Source organism: Sediminibacterium sp. C3, assembly GCF_000508085.1.
GTDB lineage: Bacteria > Bacteroidota > Bacteroidia > Chitinophagales > Chitinophagaceae > Sediminibacterium.
Genome location: NZ_KI669560.1, coordinates 1631820 through 1656908, shown reverse-complemented (window position 1 = coordinate 1656908; position 25089 = coordinate 1631820). Strand labels below are relative to the sequence as shown.

Below are 25089 nucleotides of genomic sequence, written 5' to 3'. Positions count from 1 at the left end.
AGACGGAACAAGCCTTCGAAAGAAGCAATTTACTTATGCACTTCACTGGTAAAATGGAAAGTGATGTCCGGATTATTCGTGATTTCAGTGTTTAAGAACCATTCACTCTGTGCTAAGTAAACTGGCTGTCCGTCCTTGTCTTCAGCAGCGTTCTGCTGTTTAAAGCGAAGAAAATCATCCAGCTTCTTGGGATCCTTGCTGGTTAACCAACAGGCTTTGTAAAACGGCAAGGTTCTGAATTCACAGGCCGCACCGTATTCCTGTAATAGACGATATTGAATTACTTCAAACTGAAGATCACCCACACAACCAATGATTTTTTTATTCCCACCATGCTGCGTAAACAACTGAGCAACTCCTTCATCGGTCAACTGACTGATTCCTTTTTCCAATTGTTTGGTTTTCATTGGATCCTTGTTCACCAATTCTTTAAAGATTTCAGGTGAGAAAGTTGGAATGCCGCTGAAGTAAAAATTTTCTCCTTCGGTAAGGGTGTCTCCTATTTTAAAATTGCCGGTATCAAATAAACCTACCACGTCCCCTGCATAAGCATCTTCCACTACTTCTTTGGAACGCGCCATGAAGCTGTATGGATTACTGAAACGCATATCCTTATCTAAACGCACATGATGGTAATATTTATTGCGCTCAAACTTACCACTACAAACCCGCATAAATGCAATACGGTCGCGGTGCTTGGGGTCTAGGTTCGCATGAATTTTAAAGATAAATCCACTGAATTTTTCTTCTCCCACTTCAATGGTGCGAACAGTTGTTTCTCTGGAACGAGGTACAGGCGCTATTCTGATAAATGTATCCAGCATTTCTTTCACTCCGAAATTATTCACCGCAGATCCAAAAAATACCGGTGCAATAGAGCCACTCAAATAATCAGCCGGATCCAATTCTCCATACACCCCATCAATCAATTCCACATCTTCTCTTAACTGATTGGCATCCCTGGCACCCACTTTAGCATCTAAAACAGGGTCCGCCAAATCGGTAATAGCAATCACATCTTCATCGTCAGCCTTGGTACTAGCGGTAAACAGGCGAAGACTCTTATTGTCTAAATTATATACACCCTTGAATTCCTTACCACTGTTGATGGGCCAGGTCATTGGGTGTAGTGATATGCCTAACTCTTTTTCAATTTCTTCTAACAAATCAAACCGGTTCTTACCATCGCGGTCCATTTTATTAATGAATACAATTACAGGTGTATCGCGCATTCTGCAGACTTCCATTAATCTGCGGGTCTGGGCTTCCACCCCGTTCACACTGTCAATCACTAGGATTACACTGTCCACCGCAGTCAGGGTTCTATAAGTATCTTCTGCAAAGTCTTTGTGGCCGGGGGTATCCAATAAATTGATTAAGATATTCTGGTACTCAAAAGTCATTACAGAAGTAGCCACCGAAATACCTCTCTGTCTTTCAATTTCCATGAAATCGGAAGTAGCCCCTTTTTTAATTTTATTGCTCTTAACCGCACCCGCCACCTGAATGGCACCTCCGAATAACAATAGTTTTTCGGTCAGCGTGGTTTTACCAGCATCCGGGTGGGAAATAATCGCAAATGTTTTCCTTCTGTTGATCTCTTTTTCGTACTTCATATTGATAATAAAAACGCCCCCAAAATAAAATGGAGGCGCAAAGGTAATTGATTAAAACTTAGTTCAGGCTCCTGAAATCTACTGGGACCAGCTTACTTACCCCAGGTTCTTGCATGGTTACCCCGTAAATCACGTCTACGGCCCCCATGGTTTGTTTATTGTGGGTTACAATAATGAACTGGGAATTATCGCTGAACTTCTTGATCATCTGCGTAAACTTACCCACGTTGGCATCATCCAAAGGAGCATCCACCTCATCCAGAATACAGAACGGAGCGGGTTTAATCAGATAAATCGCAAACAACAGCGCTGTAGCGGTCAGGGTTTTCTCTCCCCCACTTAATTGGGTAATGGAACTTGGACGTTTGCCCTTAGGCTTTGCCACAATTTCAATACCTGTATCCGCCAGGTTCTCTGGATTCACCATCAACATATCAGCGGTATCTTCTTCTGTAAACAATGCTTTGAAGACCTTCTGGAAATTTTCTCTTACTTTATTAAAGGTATCCAGGAACAACTGATTGGCTGTTTCTTCTACTTCAAGAATAGTTTGCAACAAACTTTCCTTTGCAGTAACCAAGTCATTTTTCTGTTCCAAAATGAAATCGTAACGCTTCTTCATCTCCGTATAGGCTTCAATGGCAGTAGGGTTTACTTCACCCATATTGTCCATTCGTTTGCGCATTCTGTCCGAGGCAGCTTGTAATTCTTCCAGTGGTGTATCGGATGTTCTGGGTTGATCAAGGATCTCGTCCAGTTCAATCTTGAACTCAACATGCAAGCGCTCCTTCATTCCAGCTAGCTGCAATTTCAATTCATTCAGCTTATCCTTTAATTCGTTCACCAGGTGATCAATCATTTCCTTGCTCTTCACTTTCAAACGCAACTCACTTTCTTTCTCCTGTAGGGCATTTCTGAAGTTGTAATACGCCTGGTCTGCTTCGTTCAGCTTCAATTCTTCTTCTTCTTTCTTGCGCATCAATTCAAGCAATAGTGCTTCCACCTCTTGTAAAGACGCCACCCCATCCACAATGGCCTGCTCTGCTTCTGCTAACTGAGCCGTATTGTTTTTGATTTGAACATGTAAATCGTTCAATTGATTTTCCTTGAAGAGTAATTCCTGTTTAATGGTCGTCAATTTACTTTGCTGACGGGTTAATTGAAGATTGGTTTCGTTGAACTGACCCGATGCAAAATGATATGCCTGTTCAGATTCCTGATAGTCCAGCTCCAGATTCCGCATTTGTTCTGCCGTATCCTGCAACTGTATGTTCAATTCTGCCAATAGTTCTCTGGTTTCAGCAATAGCATCCTGCTCGTCTTGTAAGCGGTTGTCAATATCCACCAGTCTTTGCTCCCCGTTTTGCTGAGCAGCCTGCAGGTTTTCCATTTTATTTTTTGCCGCGAAAACCTGGTTATTCAACTGATTTATTTCTTGTTCAGTTGCTTTAATGGCGTGCTCTTTTAGCTGATCGCTGAAAGTAATTACTTCATTGTGCTTGGCCTGAATATCGGCTTTCAATAAACTTACCACCGATTCCTGGTCCTGAATTTCTTCGGCTAGTTTTTCGAGGTTCTTGGCACGCCCGATTTTTTTACCCTCAAACAATCCCACACTTCCACCAGTAAGGGTGAATTTACCTTTTACATATTTACCTGTTTTCTCCAACACCACAGCCCCGTTGGAATTACGGATGGCTTCGTCGTTTTCACCAATGTAAACATTACCTAAAAGGTATTCAGCCAGTTTATAATATTGATCATCTACTTCTATAACCTCCAATGCCTTAATGGTCTGTGCTGGCTGATGGGTTTGTTGCTGGAAATTGGCAAACTGATCCAGTAGGAAGAAATTGGCTTTACCCTTCTTGTTATCATCCAGTAAGTGAACGGCTTTCAAGCCTTCTTCCAGGTTATTTACCACGTAGTAGTTCAGGTAGGGCTCCAACACATTCTCAACCGCAGCACGATATTCTTCTTTTACATAAATGATATCGGACAAGATAGGAGCATTATGGTTCCAGTCGTTGTTTTTATGAAGGAACTTGATGCTCTCCGGATATCCTTCCATGGAATCAATCAGGCTCTTCAATAAATTATATTCATTGCGCTTGGCATCTAGTTTTCTGTTTTCATCGGCCAGTTCAGAACGCAATACTTCCAATTGTTGTTGGGTTTCAAAAATCTGTTCCTTGGTTTTTTCGTGTTGCTCTTGCAACTGAACCAGGTCTACCCTTTTCATTTCCAAGGCTTCTTCCTTCTCCGCACATTCTGCCTGCAACTGAGACAATTGCTGCAAACGATTGTTCTTCTCTTCATTTAACTGCAACTGCATCCGCTGAAGGTTCTGAATAGAGGTATCAGCAACGGCCACTTTTTTCTCGGCATCAAACTGATTACGCTGAAATTGCTGGTACTGATTTCTAACAGCATCTACTCCGGAACGCTTCTCGTCAAAAATCTGACGCTTGCTCTCCACTTCCATCTTGGCTTCTTCCACTCTTTCCTGTAAACCCTTTAAATTAGCTTCTTCTTCTCCAACCTGCATCTGAGAGTATTCAATAGAGTCCCCAATGGTTTTCAATTGACCTTCCGCTTTTTCCAAAAAGTCTTTGAGGTTATTTTCCTTTTCTTTCAGGTATTGCAATTTCTGGCTGGCAAGGTTCTTATCGTTTTCAGTAGAACGAAGGTTTTGCTGTAATTCATTGAACCCCTGTTGCATGCTTTGTAGGGCACGCTCCTGGGTAATAAAGGCAACTTTCTCCTGCTCAATGGCAGCTTCATCGGTTGCAATTTCTGCCTCCAGCTGCATTTTTTTGTCGAGCTCCAGCTCCTGCTGTTCGGTTAACTCACGGTAAGATATATTGAACCCTTCCAAAGCGGCTTTGGCCAATTCAACTGCCACCTCTTTGTATTCCTTTTTTATTTCATAATACTTCTCTGCCTTTTTTGCTTGGCTTTCCAAAGTTTTCAGCTGGTTATTGATTTCGAACAACAAGTCCTCAATGCGGGCCAGATCCTGCTCGGTGGCATCCAGCTTGTTCTTGGCTTCTTTTTTACGGGTTTTGTAAATGGTAATACCTGCAGCCTGCTCCAACATCCTTCTTCGGCTGTTGTCCTTGTCTTTGATGATATCATCCACCATGCCCAGTTCAATAATGGCATAGCTATCGGTACTCACCCCCGTATCTAAGAATAAATTATGAATATCTTTCAAGCGACAAGTAACATCGTTCAACCGGTATTCACTCTCTCCGTTTTTATAAAATCTTCTGGTAACTGTAACGGTACTGAATTCAGTAGGCAATAAATTCTTGGTATTTTCAAAAGTTAGGCTCACTTCGGCAAGACCACTTGCACTTCTGGTTTTACTACCATTGAAAACCAAGGCTTCCAGATTTTCACTTCTAAGGGCTGATATCTTTTGTTCTCCAATTACCCAACGAATGCTATCGATAATATTGCTTTTGCCACATCCGTTCGGCCCGATAATTCCGGTAATACCCTCATCGAAGCTTACGACTGTTTTATCAGCAAAACTTTTAAACCCCTTGATTTCTAATGATTTTAATCTCACGTTATCACTATTTAGTACCTGCGAACATAAGTTAAAAGCAGTAGAATTTATATAGGCAAAAGCCCATTGTGAATAATAAGTGAAGAAGAAATCCAGCTTGAAAAGCCAATAGAAGAAAAGTACTTTAATTACAATAAACTAAATAATTATTAATCAATTAATTATATTATTTTATTGTAATAAAATATTGCATAAAAATATGAACCTTTTACAAGAAGTTATCCACCAAAAACCGTGAATAAATCAGTTGGCACAGATTACCGAAGCCAAAGGCTTTGTATTGACCCTATATTTGTTACATGCAATCGATTGTATTTACGGTAACCAACGAGATTTGCTATGATCAACGCATGCAGAGAATCTGCAGTACCCTAGCTGCCAATGGATATACCGTAACCATCATTGGCGTGAAGAGGTCTAAAAATCAGGCCATTCCAATCCCGCCACTTTATGGAAAAGCCTATGAGCAGCAACTAATCCGGTGCTTTTTCGGGAAAGGCCCCTTATTTTATATTGAATTTAATATAAAATTATTCGTTCTATTATGTTGGTTATCATATGATATTGCATGTGCAATTGATCTTGATACCGTATTACCTGTACTTACCGCTACTACCATCAGAAAAAAGAAAAGGGTATACGATGCCCATGAATTCTTCACTGAAATGAAGGAAGTAAGAACCAGACCCCTCATAGCAGCTATCTGGCGGACCATTGAGAAAATCAGTTTGCCCCATTTCAGAAGGGGTTATACGGTAAACCAGGACCTTTCTGACTTGTTTTATAATCGACTTAAAATTAAATATGAAGTAATAAGAAATCTCCCATCCCTCGCATCTACCTCGGTTTCAGCTGATCATCTAAATGAAAAAAAGACAGACGTTTTGGCAGAAGCTGCACTGGAAAAGCGTAAATATGCATATACTTTTACTTCATATAAACTTAATCAACTTATTAATAATCAACTCAAAGACAAATTTATTATATATCAAGGGGCGGTGAACCATGGAAGGGGATTTGAAACCCTGATTCCAGCTATGAAAAAAGTGAATGCTCCCCTGTTGATTGTAGGTGCCGGCAATTTTCTACCTGAAACAGAAGGACTCATCAAACAGCATAACCTGTCTGAAAAAGTATTTATTCACCCTCCCATACCCCCAGCTGAACTCAAAAAACTGACTCCCTTGGCCTATATGGGAATTACCATTTTTGAACCGGAAGGAGTCAATCAATACTATTCTCTGGCCAACCGGTTCTTCGATTATATGGCTGCTGGTATTCCGCAGGTCTGCGTAAACTATCCTGCCTATTCCGAAATAGGTCGGCAATATCCTTTTGCCTTGTTAATCAATGACATTGAAATGGATACCCTTAGCACTGCAATGAACAATTTGCTCTCTGATACTGTTTTGTATAAGAGTTTAAAGCTGGTCTGCCCCGAAGCCGCCAAAATCCTAAATTGGGAAAAAGAGTCGGAGCAACTATTGGCATTTTACAGGAGATTATAAATTGGAAAAGCACTTACACATTATTGCCTTTGATGTTCCCTATCCAGCCGATTATGGTGGAGCCTGTGATGTATTTTACAAGCTTCCCGCATTTAAGCAGCAAGGGATTAAAATCCATTTACACTGTTTTGATTACGGCAGAGGGCATCAATCTGCTTTAAATGCCTATTGCGAATCCGTCAATTATTACCCAAGGGTTCAGGGGCACAAGGGATTTTCCAGCAGTTTACCTTATATCGTGAGTAGCCGAATTAACGAAAATCTCTACCAGAATCTCTTGAAAGACAACTACCCTATCTTCATGGAGGGTGTACATTGTACCTACCTGTTGCACGATTCACGTTTTAAAAACAGAAACTGTTTTGTGCGTTTACACAATGTAGAGTATCGCTATTATCAGGATTTATATAAAAACGCCAGTTCACTTGTTAAGAAAGCATATTATTGGAACGAATCAAGGCTCTTAAAAAAATATGAAGCAGACCTTGCCGGAAGGGCTACTTTCTGGGGAGTAAAAGAAGCAGACAACGATGTGTATCGCAAAGAATTTGGTTGCAAAAATATTGAGGAACTATCCTTATATATACCTAACTGGGAATTAACCGCACCAGAAGGCATTGGTTCTTACTGTTTATATCACGGAGATCTGAGTGTGGAAGCCAATGAAAAAGCAGCAACCTGGTTACTGGAAAAAGTGTTTAAAAACTTAGCCATTCCGTTGGTTATAGCCGGTAAAAATCCCTCCGAAAGACTAAAAAAACTGGCATACTCTAGTAAGTTTTCTTGCTTAGTTGCCAACCCAACAGAAAAGGAAATGCAGGATATGATTGCCAAAGCACATATCAATGTATTACCTGCTTATATTAGTACAGGCATGAAATTCAAATTGCTGAATGCACTATTCAATGGCAGACATGTAGTGGTAAATGAAGCCATGATTGCCGACTCCGGACTTGAACCGCTTTGCCATACAGGCACAACAGTCAATGCTTTTAAGGAAATCATTATGCAGCTCTATCACCAGCCTTTCTCAGAAGAGGAAATCAGACTTAGAAATAAATGGTTGGTTCCAAAATTCAATAATACTGCCAACGCTCAAAAGCAGGTTGGCTGGATCTGGGGAAACTAAGTCTATAAAGTGGACCCGCGCTACACTAAATGTGTGGCACTGTCGGCCACTCTTCCGTTTTCTGTTTTTAGCATTCTGCTTGGATAGCGATTGATCACAATAAAATCGTGTGTAGCCATCACAACTGATGTACCGTAGTCCCTAGCAATTTGGAACAGCAACTGCATAATTTCATCGCTGGTTTCCGGATCTAAATTACCGGTAGGTTCATCCGCTAAAATAAGTTTGGGGGAATTAAGCAGGGCGCGGGCAATTTCAACCCTTTGTTGTTCACCACCACTCATTTCAAAAGGCATTTTAAAGCCCTTGCTTTTCAAGCCCACTTTATCTAACACATCATTGATTTTTTCTTCAATCAATCGCTCGTCTTTCCAGCCTGTAGCTTTCAACACGAATTTCAAGTTCTCGTGTACATTTCTGTCTGTGAGCAATTGAAAATCCTGGAATACTACACCCAGGTTTCTTCTTAAGAATGGAACTTTCTTCCAGTCCATTCCTCTTAAATCAAATCCTACCACAGAAGCTTCTCCCTCTGTTAAAGTAAGTTCACCATACAATGTTTTCAACAAACTACTCTTACCCGTGCCTGTTTTACCCACTAGGTAAACGAACTCGCCTTTGTTAATGGTGAAATTAACATCTTGCAAAATCAGGCTACTGCCCTGATAAATATTAACATGCTTTAAAGAGACAACAGTTTCAGACATAGTATGCATTAAATAGTGTTACAAATATAAGTGCAGACTCCTCAATCTAAAGGTTAATATTGATAAAAGACTTCTCCAAAGCCTCCCTTGAGCGTTAAGGAAGATTTCCCGTTTTGAGCCGCTTCTACCCTGCCCACCACTTGTGCATCTATACCAAGCTCATTCGCTAATTGGATCAACGCTGCCGCTGTTGTTTCTTTCGTAAAAATTTCCAGTCGATGCCCCATATTGAATACCTGGTACATTTCCTTGTAATCCGCACCAGAGTTCTCTTGAATAATCTTAAATATCGGAGGAACCTCAAACAGGTTGTCCTTCAGAATATGGAAAGGTTGGGGCAGGTATTTCATGCACTTGGTTTGGCCTCCGCCGCTGCAGTGAATGGCTCCATGAATATCATCGAAATGCAGATCCAGTATTTTTTTCATCAAGGGTGCATAGGTTCTGGTAGGGGACAATAATAATTTTCCAACCGGTATTTTCACTCCTTTGATATTCACGATATCGGTCATTTTGTTCTTACCGATGTACACTACTTTATCCTGTAGTTTAGGTTCAAATGTTTCCGGATATTGGCGGGCATACATTTTTTCCAGCACATCATGACGGGCACTGGTTAAACCATTGCTTCCCAATCCACTATTGTATTCCGTTTCATAATGCGCTTTACCGGCACTCGCAAAACCCACAATCACATCTCCTTCCTGAATCTTGTCGTTGGTAATCAGTTTATTCTTTGGCCAGCGTGAAGTCATGGTTCCATTTACAGCAACCGTTCTAACCACATCACCTACATCTGCCGTTTCACCTCCGAGGTAATGAATGTTAACGCCATATTCTTTCAGCGTATTAAAAAACTCCTGTGTGCCGTTGATAATGGCTTCCAGTACATCCCCATTGATCAGCATTTTATTTCGATCAATGGTACTTGAAAACAACAATTGGTCTGTAACACCCACGCAAAGCAAATCGTCCAAATTCATGGCTACTGCATCCTGAGCTATTCCTTTCCACACGCTGATATCGCCGGTTTCTTTCCAATATAAATAAGCAAGAATACTCTTGGTACCTGCCCCATCTGCATGCATGATATTTACCCATTCAGGATTGTTGCACAAAAAGTCGGGATAGATCTTACAGAATGCATGGGGATATAAGCCCTGGTCTAATTTCTGAATGGCTTGATGCACTTCTTCTTTTTGTGCAGATACCCCTCTTTGTGCGTATAAAGACATGAATGGATGTTTTGAAAGTATAGAATGGGGGCAAAGGTACAAAAACGAGGTATCTTACCGGCAGGAACTTTGGCGTGGAGTCCGTACTTTTGCGCCGATTATGAAGGTATATCGTGAATTGGCAAACGAGTTGCCCGCGTTCCGAAACGCGGTGGTTACCATTGGCACTTTTGATGGGGTTCATCAGGGGCACCAACAGATTTTGCAGCAAATGAAATCGGAAGCAGCCCGTGTGAACGGAGAGACCGTTATCATTACTTTCCACCCCCACCCGCGTAAAATTGTTTCTTCTGTCCCCGGAGATATTAAATTGATTAATACACTGGAAGAAAAAACAGCTTTATTAGAAAAAGCGGGGATTGACCACCTGGTAGTGATTCCATTTGATCATCAGTTTTCGAATCAATCTGCGGATGACTATGTGCAAAATTTTTTGTATCGATACTTTAAACCCAGCGTTATTATTATAGGCTACGACCATCGTTTTGGAAAAGGCAAAACGGGGGATTATCACTTGCTGGAAAAATATGGCCGCGAACTGGGCTTTGAAGTGAAAGAGATTTCAGAAGAAATGTTGAACCAGGTTGTGATTAGCTCTACTCGTATCAGAGAAGCATTGTTGAACAATGATATTAATACGGCTAATCATTTCTTAGGCTATGCCTATTTCTTTGAAGGCTTAGTGGTAGAAGGAAATAAAATCGGAAGAACCATTGGCTTCCCTACGGCCAATCTGCATATCAGCAGTGAAGAAAAATTAATCCCTGCCAATGGGGTATATGCGGTTTCCATTGATATGGATGCAGAATCTTTCAAGGGCATGATGAATATTGGCGTAAGGCCTACTGTAGATGGTAAGAAGCGGGTGATTGAAGTAAATATTTTCGATTTCAACCGTGATATTTACGGAAGAACACTAACCATAAGAATTGAAAAATTCCTGCGAGGCGAAGTCAAATTCAATGGACTGGAAGAATTAAAAGCCCAATTAAACGCCGATAGAAACCAGGCGATAGAGGTCTTTGCATCTTAATTGAGAAGTCGAGCGGAGCGCGATTTCTGACTTATGCCATTATTTTTACTACCAATTCTTTCATGAGCCCCGCGTCATTGGCGGAACCATTGTGTACGCCCAGGCTTCGCAAATTGTATTCGTGTAATAGTAAAAGAACCTTCTCCACTGCTGCGAAATCGTACTTGCGCGCGGCGGCGTAATAATCTTTTACAAAAAACGGAGAAACACCCAGCGCCGCCGCTGCAGCGGTCTCATTCTTATCCGGCAAAGACAAGAGCACATAGAGTTTACTAAAGAAATTATAAATGGAAGGCAATATCAATTGAATGGGACCTGCTTTTGGATTGGATTCAAAATATTGAATAATCCGAATCGATTTTGCCAAATCTTTTTGCGCAACAGCGGCCTGCAATTCAAAGGCATTGAATTCCTTGCTCACCCCAATGAAATTCTCCACGTCTTCTTCCGCTATGGATTTTCGTGTGCCCATATTCAGCATGAGCTTCTCGATTTCATTTTCAATTCTGCTCAAATCGTTACCAATATGATCCACCAGCATGGCCAATGCTTTAGGAGTAATGGTGTGACCATGATTTTTTATCATTTGCCCTGCCCAATCCGGGAGTTGATTGTCATACAATTTCTTAGTGGTAAGTACTTCGGCTTTTGTCTTTTTTAAGGCAGTAGCCAGCTTGCCTCTCCCATCTACTTTTTTTTCCTTGTGACTCACCACAAAAATGGTAGAAGCCAGAGGCTGCTCAATATATCCCAGTAACTTTTCCAGGTCTTTCATCTGTTGAGCTTCCTTCAGAATAACCACCTGCTTATCCGCAAACATGGGATAACGTTTACAGGCATTGACTACCTCCGCCCAGTCGGCATCTTTTCCATAAAAAATAGTCAGATTAAACTCCGCTTCAGCCGGAGACAACAATTTTTTCTCGGCATAATCTACCAGCACATCAATAAAATAAGCTTCTTCCCCTTCCAGCCAATAAACCGGCTTATAGCTATTCTTCTTCCAATCCGATAAAATTTTCTCCGCAGACATAGCGCAAAGATGCTGAACCCCAAAGGATTTTCCATAGCCCAACTGGCTTTTTTGTACACAATTTTCAAGGCTTTTTCGATTTTGGCACGGTTTTGGAAAATAGGAGTCCAGAAGCAATCAATCATTAAAAAATCGAGACTATGAGTACAGTAAACAATGGCGCAGCGCCAGATAACAGAAAGACCATTTATGGAATATTAATTGCCGCATTGGTATTAACCTGGGGCTATATTTTCTATGACAAAAGCCAGACCCAAGACACCATTCAGGGATTGGAAACCAAGATCAGTAATGTAGACAGTGCAAGATTGGCCATTCAGCAGGAATTCATGAATGTATCAGCAAAAGCAGATTCCTTAACCAAGGATAACATTGAATTACAGGGTGATTTGGCTGAGAGAAATGCCGACATCCAGAAATTAAAAGGCAATATCAGTTCCATACTAAAGAAACGCAATGCAACTGAAAAGGAATTAGCAGAAGCCAAGCAATTGATTGGCGAACTCAATGGTAAAATTGATGGTCTGTTTGCAGAAATTGAAAAATTAAAAGGCGAAAACCTACAGTTAACCAATGCCAACGAGCAACTGAATACAGAAAAAAACCAATTGACTGCAGACAAGCAAAACCTAGAGTCTACCTTGAATACAACCAAGACCGAAAAGAAACAATTAGAAGATAAAGTAGACGTGGCGTCAACGCTGCATGCGTCAAGAATTGGTATCAACGCAATTAATATCAAAGGCTCTGGTAAAGAAAAAGAAACTACAACTGCAAAGCGTGCTGATTTAATCAGAATCTCTTTTGTAATTGATGAGAACAGAATCACTCCTTCTGGCACCAAAGAATTCTTTGTAGTGGTTACTGCTCCTGATGGTAAAGTAATAACCGAAGGCGCCAACTTCAATACTAGAGAAGAAGGAAGCCGTCCTTATACCAGTAAGGTTTCTGTGAATTATGAACAGAATAAAGCCATCCCTGTAAGTTTTGATTGGAAACAAAAAGACGCTTACAAAGAGGGAGACTACAAAATTGAAATTTATAACAACGGATTTAAAATAGGTCAGGGCGTAAAAACCTTGAAAAAAGGTGGATTATTTAGTTAATCATACAGGTAGTTAGTTAGTTTAGCAAGCAATCGTGAAAGAGCCGTCCCACAAAATGGGGCGGTTTCTTTTTTAGTACGGCCCGGTCAGAAATTTTTAACCCAACCAAAAGCTTATTTTAGTAGCATGTTTAACAAGGGATTCAACTTTACCAATGTTCTCTTTATTTTGGCCATTGCCATTGTAAGTGGAACCATTGTATATTCACAATACATTGCCCAGCAAATAGCGGGTAAAGAAAGACTGGCAGTGGAAGCCTGGGTAGAAGCCGAAAGAACCATCCTTAATGCAACAGATACGGTTTCCATTAACCTCGCCGCTAAAATCATCACCGAGAACACTACCATACCCATCATTGAAACCGATGACAAAGACCAGCCCACAGGTAATTATGTAAACCTAGACTCAACCGCCGTAGCAAAAGATTCACTGTATTTACAAAAACAATTGATGGCATTCAAGAGCTATAATAAAAAGCCCATTGAAGTAAAACTGAAAGCCGATGATAGCAATCCCATTCGCTATTATTATGGTCAAAGCAAATTGTATAGAGAAGCTCAATGGTATCCCATAGTACAATTGATGCTGGTCTTCATGTTTGTTTGGATTGTGATTTATTCTTTAAGAACCAGACACCAAAGCGGACAGAATCAATTATGGGCTTCCATGGCCAAGGAAACGGCCCATCAATTGGGCACTCCTGTAAGCAGCCTAGAAGGTTGGTTAGAAATTTTAAAAGAAAAAGATGAGAGTAAAGAAATTGCCCATGAAATAGCCAAAGACATCAATCGATTACAGCTCATCACCGATCGATTCGGGAAAATAGGCAGTACACCCAAAACGGAATTGAGTTCCCCCTTTGACCGAGTAAACGCTGTTGTAGACTACATAAAAAAAAGAAGCAGTGAGCAAGTAGACTTTCAGTTAGATCCAGGTAATACAAGCCATTTACAATGTTTACTCTCTCCTACCTTGTTTGACTGGGTGGTTGAGAACTTACTGAAGAATGCCTTAGATGCCATGGATGGAAAAGGCAGTATCCATATAACCATGACCCAGCAAGGCAATCAACTCAATATTCTAGTAAAAGATAGTGGGAAGGGAATACCTAATAATCAATGGAAAAAAGTATTTCAGCCCGGCTTTACTACTAAAAAAAGAGGATGGGGCATTGGCTTATCCTTAAGTAAACGCATCATAGAGCAATATCACAAGGGACAATTGTTTGTACAATCCAGTGAAATTGGAAAGGGAACCATATTCTGCATACAGCTCCCTTCATGATTTAAGACAAAAATTTTATCAGTTACATTATATTGATTTTCTCTTAACTCTAAAAAGAATTGCAAGAATTAGGCTTGAGAATACTGCAAAACCTAAAATCATCAAGAAAGTAAAAAGACTATTGTATGTAAAAAAATCTCTTTCTGGATATTGTACAAAATAAAAATTAGCCCTTTCTACGTAGCTCATAATCATGAAAACAACCGTACCAAAGGAAATGATATTTAAAAAATTCAACTCCATTTTGTTTTGATATTTAACAATCAATGTTGAACCAATCAAAACAGTTACATAGGTCAGAATAGAATAATATCCTTTAATCGGCAAACCCTTGGTATAAATAAAAAGAAGCCCTCCCAAAATTCCACAAATAATTGCGACTGGAAGAGCTTGTTTTATTTTGATTTTATTATGAGACATACAATTGATTTATGTCCAATGTAAAGAAGTCTTTTTTAAATAATTAAGCAATTTCATGAAACCGCATAATTACTTCATGAATCCCCCTAAATACTCCATGAGACCCCATAATTATTGAATAGATAAACTTAGATCCGCTTAACCGTTCCCCCACTACCTACTTTAATATCTCTGATATTGCCTTCGCCTTTGTAACGAATAGATCCACCACTGCTGGCACGGGCAATAATTTCTTTGGACACTTGCACCTGTACACTACCACCACTGGAGCTTTCAGCATCACAGGTTTTAGCAGACAATTCATAGCCTTTGAACATGGCGCCACTACTGGCATCTACACTAATATCATCCGCTTTGCCAGATAGTTCAGCCAGCGCACCACTGCTCATACGAACCGTTAATTTATCAAAGTCAAGGTTGGTACCAGAAACCAATGCACCACTGCTAGCGTTGATTTTATTCAGGTCTTTGAAAGAAAGATAAACCGTTACTTTCCAGTTCTTCCACTGTTTCCAGAATTGCCAATCCTGGTTACGGGTAATTTTCAAAACTCCGTCTTTTACGGTGGTTTCAATATATTCAAGGTAAGCCGGGTCTCCTGTCGCAACCGCCAGCTCTTCTTTATCGCCCTGCGTTAAAATCAATTTGATGCCGGAAGAAACTTCTACAGCGTGAAAAGACTTTACGCTTCTTTTTTCAACATGAGGTTCATTCACAGTTTTTTGTGCCATTACAGCCAAGCCCGCAAAAGTGAATGACAATAAGAATAGTATTTTTTTCATAAACGATTTTTCTATGAAACGAACGCCTGGAAAAAAAGTTACTACCGTTCATCATTCCTTATCGCAGTACAACCGCTCCTAATGCCGGCAAATGCACTTTCAGCTGATAACACTTGGAAGGCTTGTCTACCAATTTACTTTGTATAGAGGGATTAAACACGTCGCCTGTTCCCCAGAATTCCTTGCTATCGCTATTGAAGATTTCTGTCCACTTTCCCTTTCCGTGAACATAAATCTCCCAGTCGTGACGAACCACTGGGGTCACGTTCAATATCACCAGCACATCGTCTTTCTCTTTTTTACCTTTTCGCTTATATACCATCACCGAATCACTGCGGTGGTTCAGATCCACCCATTCAAAACCTCCTGGTTCAAATTGCTTTTCATATAATGCGGGTTCTGATTTGTACAATTGATTCAATTGTTGCACACAATATTTCATACCGCCATGGCTAACATGTTGCAGTAATTCCCACTGCAATTCCGATTTATAATTCCATTCATTGGTAGCCCCAAATTCATTCCCCATAAACAAGAGCTTGGCACCCGGATGCGTAAACATATAAGTATAGAGAATACGAAGATTGGCAAACTTCTGCCACTCGTCACCAGGCATTTTATAAATCATCGGACTCTTGCCGTGCACTACTTCATCATGACTCAGTGGTAGCATGAAATTCTCATCATAGAAATACATCATGCTGAAAGAAAATTTATCCTGATGAAACTGCCTGAAGATGGGATCCATTTTAAAATAGTCCAGGGTATCGTGCATCCATCCCATCATCCATTTCATGCCAAAGCCAAGTCCACCTTCAAATGTAGGCTTACTGATTTTGGGCCAGTCGGTTGCTTCTTCGGCAATAGTCTGAATATCCGGGAAGTCTCTGTAAAGTGTTTCATTCAAATCTTTAATGAAAGCAATCGCCTCCAGATTGCCGTTACCGCCATATTCATTCGGCTCCCATTGTCCTTCACTGCGGCTGTAATCCAGTCGCAGCATGGAACTCACCGCGTCTACTCTTAATCCATCCGTATGAAACTGATCGCACCAGAATCGGGCACTACTAATTAAAAATGATTTTACTTCACCGCGCTTATAATTAAATATATAAGAGTTCCAATCGGGATGATAGCCTTTGCGCATATCCGCATACTCATAGGTATGCGTTCCGTCGAACATGAACAAGCCGTGCGCATCATAAGGAAAGTGCGAAGGCACCCAATCTAAAATCACACCAATACCTGCCTGATGAAATGCATCTACTAAGTGCGCATATCCCTGCGGGGATCCAAATCGCGAAGTAGGCGCAAAATAGCCTGTGCCCTGATAGCCCCAGCTTCCATCGAAAGGATGCTCCATTACAGGCATGAACTCAACATGCGTGAATCCCATTTCTTTTACATAGGGCACCAATCTTTCTGCAATCTGCTCGTAGGTATTGTAAGATTCTTCGTCGTTTTTGTCCGGGCGCATCCAGCTGGCCAGGTGCACTTCATATACACTGTAAGGACTCTTGAGCGAATTGTGTTTTTTGCGATGCTTCATCCATTCCTGGTCCTTCCATTCATAATTGGTTTGCCAGGTGATGGATGCCGTGAAAGGTCTTTTTTCCCAGAAGTGCGCAAAGGGATCTCCCTTATCTAACTTAATACCATTGAAACCATGGATATGATATTTATACGCTTCTCCTCTTTGTATACCTGGAATAAAACCTTCCCAGATACCGGAATTATCCAGTCTTACCTTTAATGGATGACTGGTTTTATCCCAGTTGTTAAAATAACCCGTCACAGAAATATAAGTAGCATTGGGAGCCCATACGGCAAAATAAGTTCCCAGCACACCCAGCACTTCTAATTGCTTGTTACCAAAATACTTGTAAAGCTGATAATGCGTCCCGTTCTGAAAGTTGCGGATATCTGATTCTGTAAATAAGGAATAGTTCCAGACAGCTTGCTGAGTATCAACAAAATGCGTTTCTTCAAATTTCTTTGGGGCTTCCTTTACAACTTTTTTTGTGCCACCCACTCTTCTTGTTGACTTAATTGAATCAGACATGCCACTTTTATTTAACAGAAATATGTGATGAATGGAAAAAATTTATCATAAGATTTATGGAATTTACGACAAAATTCATCTAAAGACGAATTAACTGCATTTATGACCAAACTAACGCTGATGGCTTTGTTATTAATAACAGCCATCTCAAATGGGTTTTCTCAGGAAACCGGAACTGTGAAGGGAACTGTAACAGACACGCTCAACAAACAAAATTTAACCAATGCTGTGGTGGCGGTACTTAGGGCCAAGGATTCTGTCCTTGTGAAGTACACTCGTACAACCAAGGAAGGACAATTTAATTTACCCAATCTTGCTGCTGGTAAATACATCGTCATGGTCTCCTATCCTACTTACGCAGATTATATAGATATGGTTTCAGTTACGGGGGGATCTACAACTGACTTAGGCAAAGTGCCTGTTATCACCAAAGCCACACTGTTGCAGGAAGTAATCGTAAGACAAACCGTTAGTGCAATTAGGGTAAAAGGAGACACTACTGAATACAGGGCCGATAGCTTTAGAGTAAGCCCCAATGCAGATGTACAGGAGCTCCTGCGAAAATTGCCTGGCATACAGGTAAATAGCAAAGGAGAAATTACAGCTCAGGGTGAAAGGGTACAAAAAGTGCTGGTAGATGGGGAAGAGTTTTTCAGCGATGATCCTGCCGTAGTTACCAAGAATCTGAGAGCCGATGCAGTAGACAAAGTTCAGTCCTTTGATAAAAAAAGTGATCAGGCAGTGTTTACCGGCATTGATGACGGACAGAAAATCAAAACCCTGAACCTTACTTTAAAAGAAGACAAGAAGAAAGGATATTTTGGCAAACTAGAAGGGGGTGGAGACTTTAATAAATATGCAACTGGCAAAGCATTGGCCAATGCTTTTAAAGGGAAAAGAAAAATTTCCGGTTACCTAACAACAGACAATACCAAATACGAAGCATTGAACTGGGATGAGAACCGAAACTATGGTGGCGATGCCAATACCACAACGGAATTTACAGACGATGGAGGCATGATGATTTTTTCTTCAGGTGATGAATTCAGCTGGGGACGGGGATTTCCTACTTCTACAACAGGAGGTTTACACTTTAGTAACAAATGGAACAAAGACAAACACAATTCCAATAATACCTACCAGTTTAATCAACTGGATGTAAGAGGCATCAATACCAATAAAACACAGAATATTTTACCTGGGGCGGATTTAATTAGTACCAGTGTGCAGGACCAGGTGAGCAGTAAAAGAAGAAACAAACTCACTAGTATTTACGAATGGCAGATTGACTCGTCCAGTTCTTTAAAAATTACCGCCAGAGGATCTGTTGTAAATGGCAGTAGCGCTTCCGATTATTTTGGAAGAACCATTAACAGCGATAGCATCTTATTAAACCAGAGTAATAGAAGAACTTCAGTTGAAGATGAAAACAAAACCCTGAATGCTACCATTCTTTATCGCAAACGTTTTAAGAAAACAGGAAGAAGCTTTTCCTGGAACAACGATATTAACTACAATGATCGTGCAGACAATGGTTTTTTAACTGCAGACAACCAGTTCTTTGACCCATTGGGAAATATTGTAAGAAGGGATTTGTTAGACCAGCAAAAAATAAACAAACAATTGATGACCACCATCAATTCAACGGTCAACTATACAGAACCCTTGTGGAAGAACACCTTCCTGATTTTCAACTATCGGTTGAATGTGAGCAGAAATGATGCAGAGAGAAATACATTTGCCAAAAACACAGCGAATAATAAATACGAGAATTTAGTGGATACACTCAGTAACCATTTCATATTCAATACAACTGGCCATACTGGAAATCTGAGTTTCCGATATGCAGTGAAGAAACTGAACTTCTCTTTCGGATCTGGAATCGGACAAGTAAACTACCGCTTGAAAGACCTGTTTAAGAATTCTGATCGCAATGTCATTTTCAACAACTTTATTCCTGCCGTTAGCTTGAATTACAATCCCAAACAACAAAGAAGATTCTATTTTAATTACAATGGTTCAACCCAGAATCCAACGCTTGCGCAGATTCAACCCATTATTGACAATATTGACCCATTGAACCTGACCATTGGAAACCCGAATCTTAGACAGTCTTTTAATCATAGATTCAGCATGGGCGCTTCTGATTATAAAGTACTAAAAAGCAGAAGTGTTAGTTTTAATATTAACTACAACAGAACGGACAATGCCATTTCCAATGCCAGTTATGTTGACAGCGCAGGTAGAAGAATCAATCAGGCCATCAATGTGGATGGAAATTATAATTTAAGTGCAAGAGTAGGTTATGGTTTTGAGATCATTCCCTCTTTAAATATCAATTTCGATATCAGCCCCAGAATCAGTCAGAATGCCAACCGTGTAAATGGCATAGATAATATTACCAAGAACAAAGCCATGCAATACAGTATCAATGCAGGGTATTGGGGAGACAAAGCCATCAACTTCTGGTTCAACGGCAGTGCCAATTATAATAATTCTGTTACTTCTATCCGCCCCGATATAGCTACCAAATTCTGGACTTACAATGCTTATGGTAATTTGCAGTTGAAATTCAAGAAAATCAAAACCTATATTGATATGGGTATTGAAGCCAATATCTATCAAAAAACAGCGGTATTTGCCGATCAGCGAAATGTATACCTGGTAAATACCACTATCAGGAAAGTGATTTCCAAAAACGATCAGTGGGAAGCCAAGATCTATGTGAATGATATTTTCAATCAGAATTTAGGCATCAACAGAAATGCTTCCAGCAACTTTATTACAGAGAGTACCAATCAGACCATTCAACGCTATGCACTTTTCTCATTGGTATGGAATTTTAGTAAAAACGGTAAACCTTCTCAAGGATTTTAATATGAAAAAGTCAACTTTATATAGCAAAATAGGATTGCTTATTATTTTTTCTGTTTCCCTTTTCGGCAATAAACTTTGTGCACAAGTACAATTTATACAGTCTGGAAAAATTGAGTTTGAAAAGAAAACCAATCAACATGCCCCCCTGCAAGATGAACCAGATAATATCTGGAATGCAGAGCGAATGAAGGCATTTCCCAAATTTGTTTCTGATACTTATGAAATCAAATTCAACAACAACAAATCAGTTTATAAATTGGCCAAAGACAACCCCAATAACCGCTACATGATTTGGGGTGGCAAGCCCGTAGATACAGATGCTACCATTCAGGATCTAAAGCAAGGAACATCAGTTACGCAAAAAGAAGTTTTTGAAAATACCTATTTAATCAAAGACAGCAGCCGAAGCTGGGAATGGAAAATAGCCGATGAAACACGAGAGATTGCCGGCTTTGAATGCAGAAAAGCCGTTACCCGTATTTGCGACTCTGTGGTAGTAGTTGCTTTTTATACAGATCAGATTCCTGTTAGTGCCGGGCCTGAAAGTTTTGGCGGGCTTCCAGGAATGATTCTGGGGTTAGCCATTCCAAGATTATATACCACTTGGTTTGCAACGAAAGTAGAATTAACGGAGCCTACTAATAATGATTTCAACCTAAAGCAAAAAGGGAAAACAGTAAACAGAACAGAGTTAACTGCAGAGTTATTAAAGGGCGTAAAAGACTGGGGCAAAGAAGGAGCTACCAGAATCTGGATGGCACAATTGTAATGGCTGCTGATAAACTTTAGTGCCCGCATTCAACGGCATCAGCCCCATGTATGGCTTTATGCAGATAGGGACTTACAAATGGAATATCCAGGTTCAATCCACGCAATATTAACAGGATTCCAATAATCAATGAAAGAACCGGAATCAGTTTTCGGATTTGTTGACGGAATCCACCAGATAAAGATTGTGCGACAAGTACCAATAAGAGCATAGCGGGTACAGTGCCCAGGCCAAAGCTACCCATGAACAATACCGACTCTGTAATGGTGTGAGCTACCAGTGAAGCTGCTACAGCCGTATATACCAGCCCACAGGGTAGGAATCCATTCAGGATTCCGAAAAAATACATAGATGGTGCTGACCTTTTTTGTAAAATGGTTTGCATGGTAGTAATCTGCCATTGTTTGAATCCATTCAGAAAAGGCAAATTCAGTTTTGAAAAGAGTCTGGGTAATAATACAGATAACACAATAAAAGAACCCAATACAATAGAAAGAATCTGAGTAAGTCCAAACCAGTTAAGACCTCTTCCAAAAACACCAGCTATAATCCCTATGAACATATAACTGGTAATTCTGCCGAAATGATATCCTCCTATCGCCAGCCATTTTTGCCAACCAACAAACTGTTGAAAAGGCAAAGAAAGCGCTAAAGGTCCACACATGCCTACACAGTGCACACTTCCTGCAAAACCTAAAACAAATCCGGAAAATAAAAGGACTTCCATGATTAAGGAATAAAGATCACTTCTTCCGTGTAATAATTTTTGTTGCCACTGGTGAAGCTGATCTTGGCTATATATTTTCCTTTATTCAAAGCAGTAACTGGGAAAGTATACACCCCCTTGGCCGATGCAGCCAGGGGCCATTTTTTATCAGCCTTCTCGGAAGCAGGATTATAAAAATGCACTTCTGCATTCGTGATAGAGGCTGTGAGTGTAGAATCAATGGTGATAATCACCTGCCCTTCTTTTTTGCTAACTTCAATCTTATTGGTCAATCCATTGGCATTGGCAGTAGCCTGTAACTTTCCATTCAATGCCATTTCCTTTTCATAATAATTGGACTCTACCATTTCAATATCTACCTGCATGGTTTTCCATACAAGAAATAAGATAAATGCCACGCCAGCTCCAAATGCAAGAACAATTCTATAGCCCCAATTCATGTAATTCGTTTAATAGTCGCTGATAAAAATAGCTTTTTTTGTGGCAATTAGTTTATCGCCACTCATGAGCTTGATTTCATATTCCTCTTTCCGCTTCTCAATCTTGCTGGTGTCCACTTTAATAAAGAAAGTTTCTTCTGCCAGCTGCCTTCCTTTCAACGTATCCAGCTTATGTCCAATTCTTTCAATCTTTACGTCAGGATTACTCGGAACCAATGCATAAGGTAAATCTCTGTTGCTCTTGTTGGTAACTTTAATCCGGAAAAGGTTACTGATGGTTCCATCTTTGTTTTCCTGCATCCCCTGCCCTGGCACACGCAAAATAGTGGCATCAAATGTGGTGCGGGTAACAATCAATACACCCAGTAAAACAATTAAGACCGCCAGCACACCGGAATAGGCCTTGATACGATAAGTGAATTCAAATTTCTTGCCGGATGCAATCTGGTTTTCGGAAGCATAGGTAATCAGATTTTCAGGTCTGTTCACTTTTTTCATCATCATATTGCAGGCATCTATACAGGCAGTACAATTGATACACTCCAGCTGTGTGCCATTTCTGATATCAATATTGGTAGGACATACATTCACGCACATGCCACAATCAATACAATCCCCTGCCCCTTCAGTAGCTTTCTTTTTATTACGGGGCTCTCCTCTTAAATAGTCATAGGCAACAACAATGGAATTCTTGTCCAGCAAAACCCCTTGCAATCTGCCGTAAGGGCAAATTACGGTACAAACAATTTCACGCACAAATGCATACACAGAATAAAAAACCAGCGTGAAAAACACAATGGCAATAAATCCTCCAATATGTTCCGAAACAGGATCTGTAATGATTTTGAACAACTGATCTGTACCAATAATATAAGCCAGAAAAGTATTGGAGATAGTGAAACTCAGCAAGAGAAAGACAATATGCTTGATCGTCTTTCTAACATACATTTCAGTTGTCCACTTTTTGCTGTTATTTATTTTTTGCTTGTTCCCGTCTCCCTCAATAAGGTATTCAATTTTACGGAAAATCATTTCCATGAAAATGGTTTGCGGACAAACCCAACCACAGAAAAAACGACCATAAATCAAGGTAAAAATGACCACGAACAGAATGAAGATGATCATTCCCAGGCCAAACATGATAAAATCCTGTGGTGTAAAAAGTGAGCCGAAAAACGTAAATTCTCCCTGAGGAATATTAAACTGGAATAAAGGGTTTCCATCAATGCGAATAAAGGGCATGGTGAAAAATAAAATCACATATACATAACTCAAATAAGTTCTGTATCGGTAAAATTTTCCCTTGGGTTGCAATGCATAAATCCAGTTTCTTTTCCTTTGCTGTTTACAGTTGAATGCAAACTGCGAAAATCTGGTTGGTTCGGCTCACTCATAATCAATCTTATTTTACTTCATTGCTGGCGCAGCGCTGGAATCAGCTTTAGGTGCAGCACCCTCTTCTACAAATAATTCTCCCTGTTTTTCTTTAGCAGGTTGTGGATTGGTTCCCTGTAAAGACTTTACATAACTTGCTATTTGAGCAATTTGAACAGGAGAATAGTCGTCCTTCCAGCTCTTCATCCCTTTTTCAGGCCAGCCATATTTAATAGAATAGAATATCCCTTTAATATCACCCTTGTGTAACCAATACTCATCTGTTAAGTTAGGTCCAATACCAGGAGCTCCATTAACAATACCGCTTCCGTTTTCCGCATGACAAGTAGCGCATGCGCCAGGTTTGATATACAATTCCTTACCTTTTGCAATATCATCAGCGCCCATCATTTTCACTGTATTTTCGTCTACGCTGTTAGCAGACTTCTCCAGATAAACTGCTTGTTCTGCAGCAGCTTTTTCCAGGTCCATTGCCAGTTCCTGTTGCTGTAAAGGCTTTGTTTCTGCAACGTGATAATTGTACAAGTATACCACGCCAAAGATTACACTGATGGCAAAACCCCATCTCCACCATACCGGAACTTCATTATCCAGCTCCTTAATTCCATCATAATCGTGCCCCAGATCTAATCGGGCTACATCTTCGGCTGTATTTCGGTTGTACAAACGATCAAACCAGGAAATTTTTTCTTTTTCTTCAACAACTTCACCTTTTGCAGCTGCCATCTTCAACGCATCTTTCTTTAGGAAGCTGCGTATACCATTGGCAAAATAGATAATGATAATCATTTCAATGGCAACAATAAATGCCAGCAGATGAACAATGGTTTCAGAAACTACTGTTGGTGTGCCTGCAGGTACATTCTTGGCTTGTGCAAATAAGGAACTGGCAGACACCAATAACATCAGCGCAGTTAATGCAGCAGCTTTTCCTACTCCTGATTGCTTTTGCTGTTCCATCTTATTTTTAATAGCAAGCACAAATACATTACCCAACATATAAATAACGAGGGCAAGTAAACCAATAACGGTTAACAATACATAGGCAACTGTGGAATCATAAAAAACATCTTTGGGAGCAGCAGGTGCCGCAGCTTCTGCTGCATCCTGAGCCCAGATAATATTCGCAGCCAGACTGGCCAGCAAAAGCAGCAACATTCTCTGAAAGGCGGCTTTGTAATTTTGTTTATAAGTGATAGTGGTAAACATAAAATTATTTTTATCAGTCATTGATGGGTATTTGACTATTCTTTTCCATTTTTTCTTTGTTAGCAGAAAAAACATACCAGGTAACTACAGCAAAGAATACAGTAAATATGACCAATGAAATCATTGGATAGATATTCACATTATCAATGGTGGTTACATAATTTTTAAACTTCATACAAT

20 protein-coding genes are annotated in these 25089 nt (G+C 40.2%); 7 read left to right on the top strand and 13 right to left on the bottom strand.

All coding sequences use genetic code 11. The features are described from left to right. Positions 1–29: 29 nt before the first annotated feature. Together F777_RS0107645 and smc are read right to left on the bottom strand one after the other, a co-directional pair. On the bottom strand, positions 30–1616 hold the full coding sequence (locus tag F777_RS0107645; RefSeq protein WP_026751525.1) for a peptide chain release factor 3: 1587 nt from the start codon (positions 1614–1616) through the stop codon (positions 30–32). Positions 1617–1674: 58 nt separating this feature from the next. Further along, positions 1675–5193, bottom strand: coding sequence for a chromosome segregation protein SMC (gene smc, locus F777_RS0107640; RefSeq protein WP_026751524.1), 3519 nt, complete (start codon positions 5191–5193; stop codon positions 1675–1677). A gap of 299 nt (positions 5194–5492) precedes the next feature. Here smc and F777_RS0107635 point away from each other — a divergent pair, with 299 nt between their 5' ends. After that, positions 5493–6701 carry a glycosyltransferase gene (locus tag F777_RS0107635; protein WP_051408500.1) on the top strand — a complete coding sequence of 403 codons (1209 nt, stop codon included), beginning with the start codon at positions 5493–5495 and terminating at the stop codon, positions 6699–6701. 1 nt (position 6702) lies between these two features. Continuing rightward, positions 6703–7830 carry a glycosyltransferase family 4 protein gene (locus tag F777_RS0107630; protein ID WP_026751522.1) on the top strand — a complete coding sequence of 376 codons (1128 nt, stop codon included), beginning with the start codon at positions 6703–6705 and terminating at the stop codon, positions 7828–7830. A 20-nt stretch (positions 7831–7850) separates the two neighbouring features. Here the strand turns inward: F777_RS0107630 and F777_RS0107625 are convergent, their stop codons facing one another. After that, a complete protein-coding gene (locus tag F777_RS0107625) occupies positions 7851–8537 on the bottom strand; it encodes a cell division ATP-binding protein FtsE (protein ID WP_026751521.1) in 687 nt (228 codons plus the stop codon). Positions 8538–8590: 53 nt separating this feature from the next. Then, the gene (locus F777_RS0107620) at positions 8591–9772 is read right to left on the bottom strand and encodes an AIR synthase related protein (RefSeq protein ID WP_026751520.1); all 1182 of its coding nucleotides are present in this window, start codon (positions 9770–9772) and stop codon (positions 8591–8593) included. Between the two features lie 100 nt (positions 9773–9872). Here F777_RS0107620 and F777_RS0107615 point away from each other — a divergent pair, with 100 nt between their 5' ends. After that, complete coding sequence (locus tag F777_RS0107615; protein WP_026751519.1) at positions 9873–10805, top strand: bifunctional riboflavin kinase/FAD synthetase; 933 nt, start codon at positions 9873–9875, stop codon at positions 10803–10805. Between the two features lie 31 nt (positions 10806–10836). On the opposite strand, the gene holA is transcribed toward F777_RS0107615, so the two are convergent. Continuing rightward, positions 10837–11838, bottom strand: a complete 1002-nt coding sequence (gene holA / locus F777_RS0107610) for a DNA polymerase III subunit delta (RefSeq protein ID WP_026751518.1) — start codon at positions 11836–11838, stop codon at positions 10837–10839. A 140-nt stretch (positions 11839–11978) separates the two neighbouring features. Here holA and F777_RS16100 point away from each other — a divergent pair, with 140 nt between their 5' ends. Together F777_RS16100 and F777_RS0107595 are read left to right on the top strand one after the other, a co-directional pair. Next, the gene (locus F777_RS16100) at positions 11979–12944 is read left to right on the top strand and encodes a hypothetical protein (RefSeq protein WP_037369223.1); all 966 of its coding nucleotides are present in this window, start codon (positions 11979–11981) and stop codon (positions 12942–12944) included. Between the two features lie 126 nt (positions 12945–13070). After that, entirely contained in the window at positions 13071–14228 is a 1158-nt protein-coding gene (locus tag F777_RS0107595; RefSeq protein WP_026751517.1) for a sensor histidine kinase, read from the top strand. A gap of 27 nt (positions 14229–14255) precedes the next feature. On the opposite strand, the gene F777_RS16095 is transcribed toward F777_RS0107595, so the two are convergent. The 3 genes from F777_RS16095 to glgB all read right to left on the bottom strand — a co-directional run bounded on the left by F777_RS16095 (position 14256) and on the right by glgB (position 17492). Further along, positions 14256–14648 (bottom strand): hypothetical protein, encoded by a 393-nt coding sequence (locus F777_RS16095; protein WP_037369220.1) that lies wholly within the window; start codon positions 14646–14648, stop codon positions 14256–14258. 128 nt (positions 14649–14776) lie between these two features. Continuing rightward, a complete protein-coding gene (locus F777_RS17255) occupies positions 14777–15430 on the bottom strand; it encodes a head GIN domain-containing protein (protein WP_026751516.1) in 654 nt (217 codons plus the stop codon). Positions 15431–15488: 58 nt separating this feature from the next. Beyond that, positions 15489–17492 (bottom strand): 1,4-alpha-glucan branching protein GlgB, encoded by a 2004-nt coding sequence (gene glgB / locus F777_RS0107580; protein ID WP_037369218.1) that lies wholly within the window; start codon positions 17490–17492, stop codon positions 15489–15491. A 102-nt stretch (positions 17493–17594) separates the two neighbouring features. Between glgB and F777_RS0107575 the strand changes: the two genes are divergently transcribed. Beyond that, the gene (locus tag F777_RS0107575; RefSeq protein ID WP_037369216.1) at positions 17595–20369 is read left to right on the top strand and encodes a TonB-dependent receptor; all 2775 of its coding nucleotides are present in this window, start codon (positions 17595–17597) and stop codon (positions 20367–20369) included. Between the two features lies 1 nt (position 20370). Next, on the top strand, positions 20371–21138 hold the full coding sequence (locus tag F777_RS0107570) for a GLPGLI family protein (RefSeq protein ID WP_026751513.1): 768 nt from the start codon (positions 20371–20373) through the stop codon (positions 21136–21138). Positions 21139–21154: 16 nt separating this feature from the next. Here F777_RS0107570 and F777_RS0107565 read toward each other — a convergent pair whose 3' ends face one another. The 5 genes from F777_RS0107565 to F777_RS17600 all read right to left on the bottom strand — a co-directional run bounded on the left by F777_RS0107565 (position 21155) and on the right by F777_RS17600 (position 25084). Beyond that, a complete protein-coding gene (locus F777_RS0107565) occupies positions 21155–21865 on the bottom strand; it encodes a sulfite exporter TauE/SafE family protein (RefSeq protein ID WP_037369214.1) in 711 nt (236 codons plus the stop codon). A 2-nt stretch (positions 21866–21867) separates the two neighbouring features. Then, a complete protein-coding gene (locus F777_RS17250; protein WP_051408499.1) occupies positions 21868–22305 on the bottom strand; it encodes a FixH family protein in 438 nt (145 codons plus the stop codon). Positions 22306–22314: 9 nt separating this feature from the next. Beyond that, positions 22315–23619, bottom strand: coding sequence for a cytochrome c oxidase accessory protein CcoG (gene ccoG, locus F777_RS16080; RefSeq protein ID WP_235785905.1), 1305 nt, complete (start codon positions 23617–23619; stop codon positions 22315–22317). Positions 23620–23712: 93 nt separating this feature from the next. After that, positions 23713–24930 carry a cbb3-type cytochrome c oxidase N-terminal domain-containing protein gene (locus tag F777_RS17245; RefSeq protein WP_051408498.1) on the bottom strand — a complete coding sequence of 406 codons (1218 nt, stop codon included), beginning with the start codon at positions 24928–24930 and terminating at the stop codon, positions 23713–23715. Then, positions 24923–25084, bottom strand: coding sequence for a cbb3-type cytochrome c oxidase subunit 3 (locus tag F777_RS17600; RefSeq protein ID WP_071790314.1), 162 nt, complete (start codon positions 25082–25084; stop codon positions 24923–24925). The genes F777_RS17245 and F777_RS17600 overlap by 8 nt, the downstream gene beginning before the upstream one ends. Between the last annotated feature and the right edge of the window lie 5 nt (positions 25085–25089).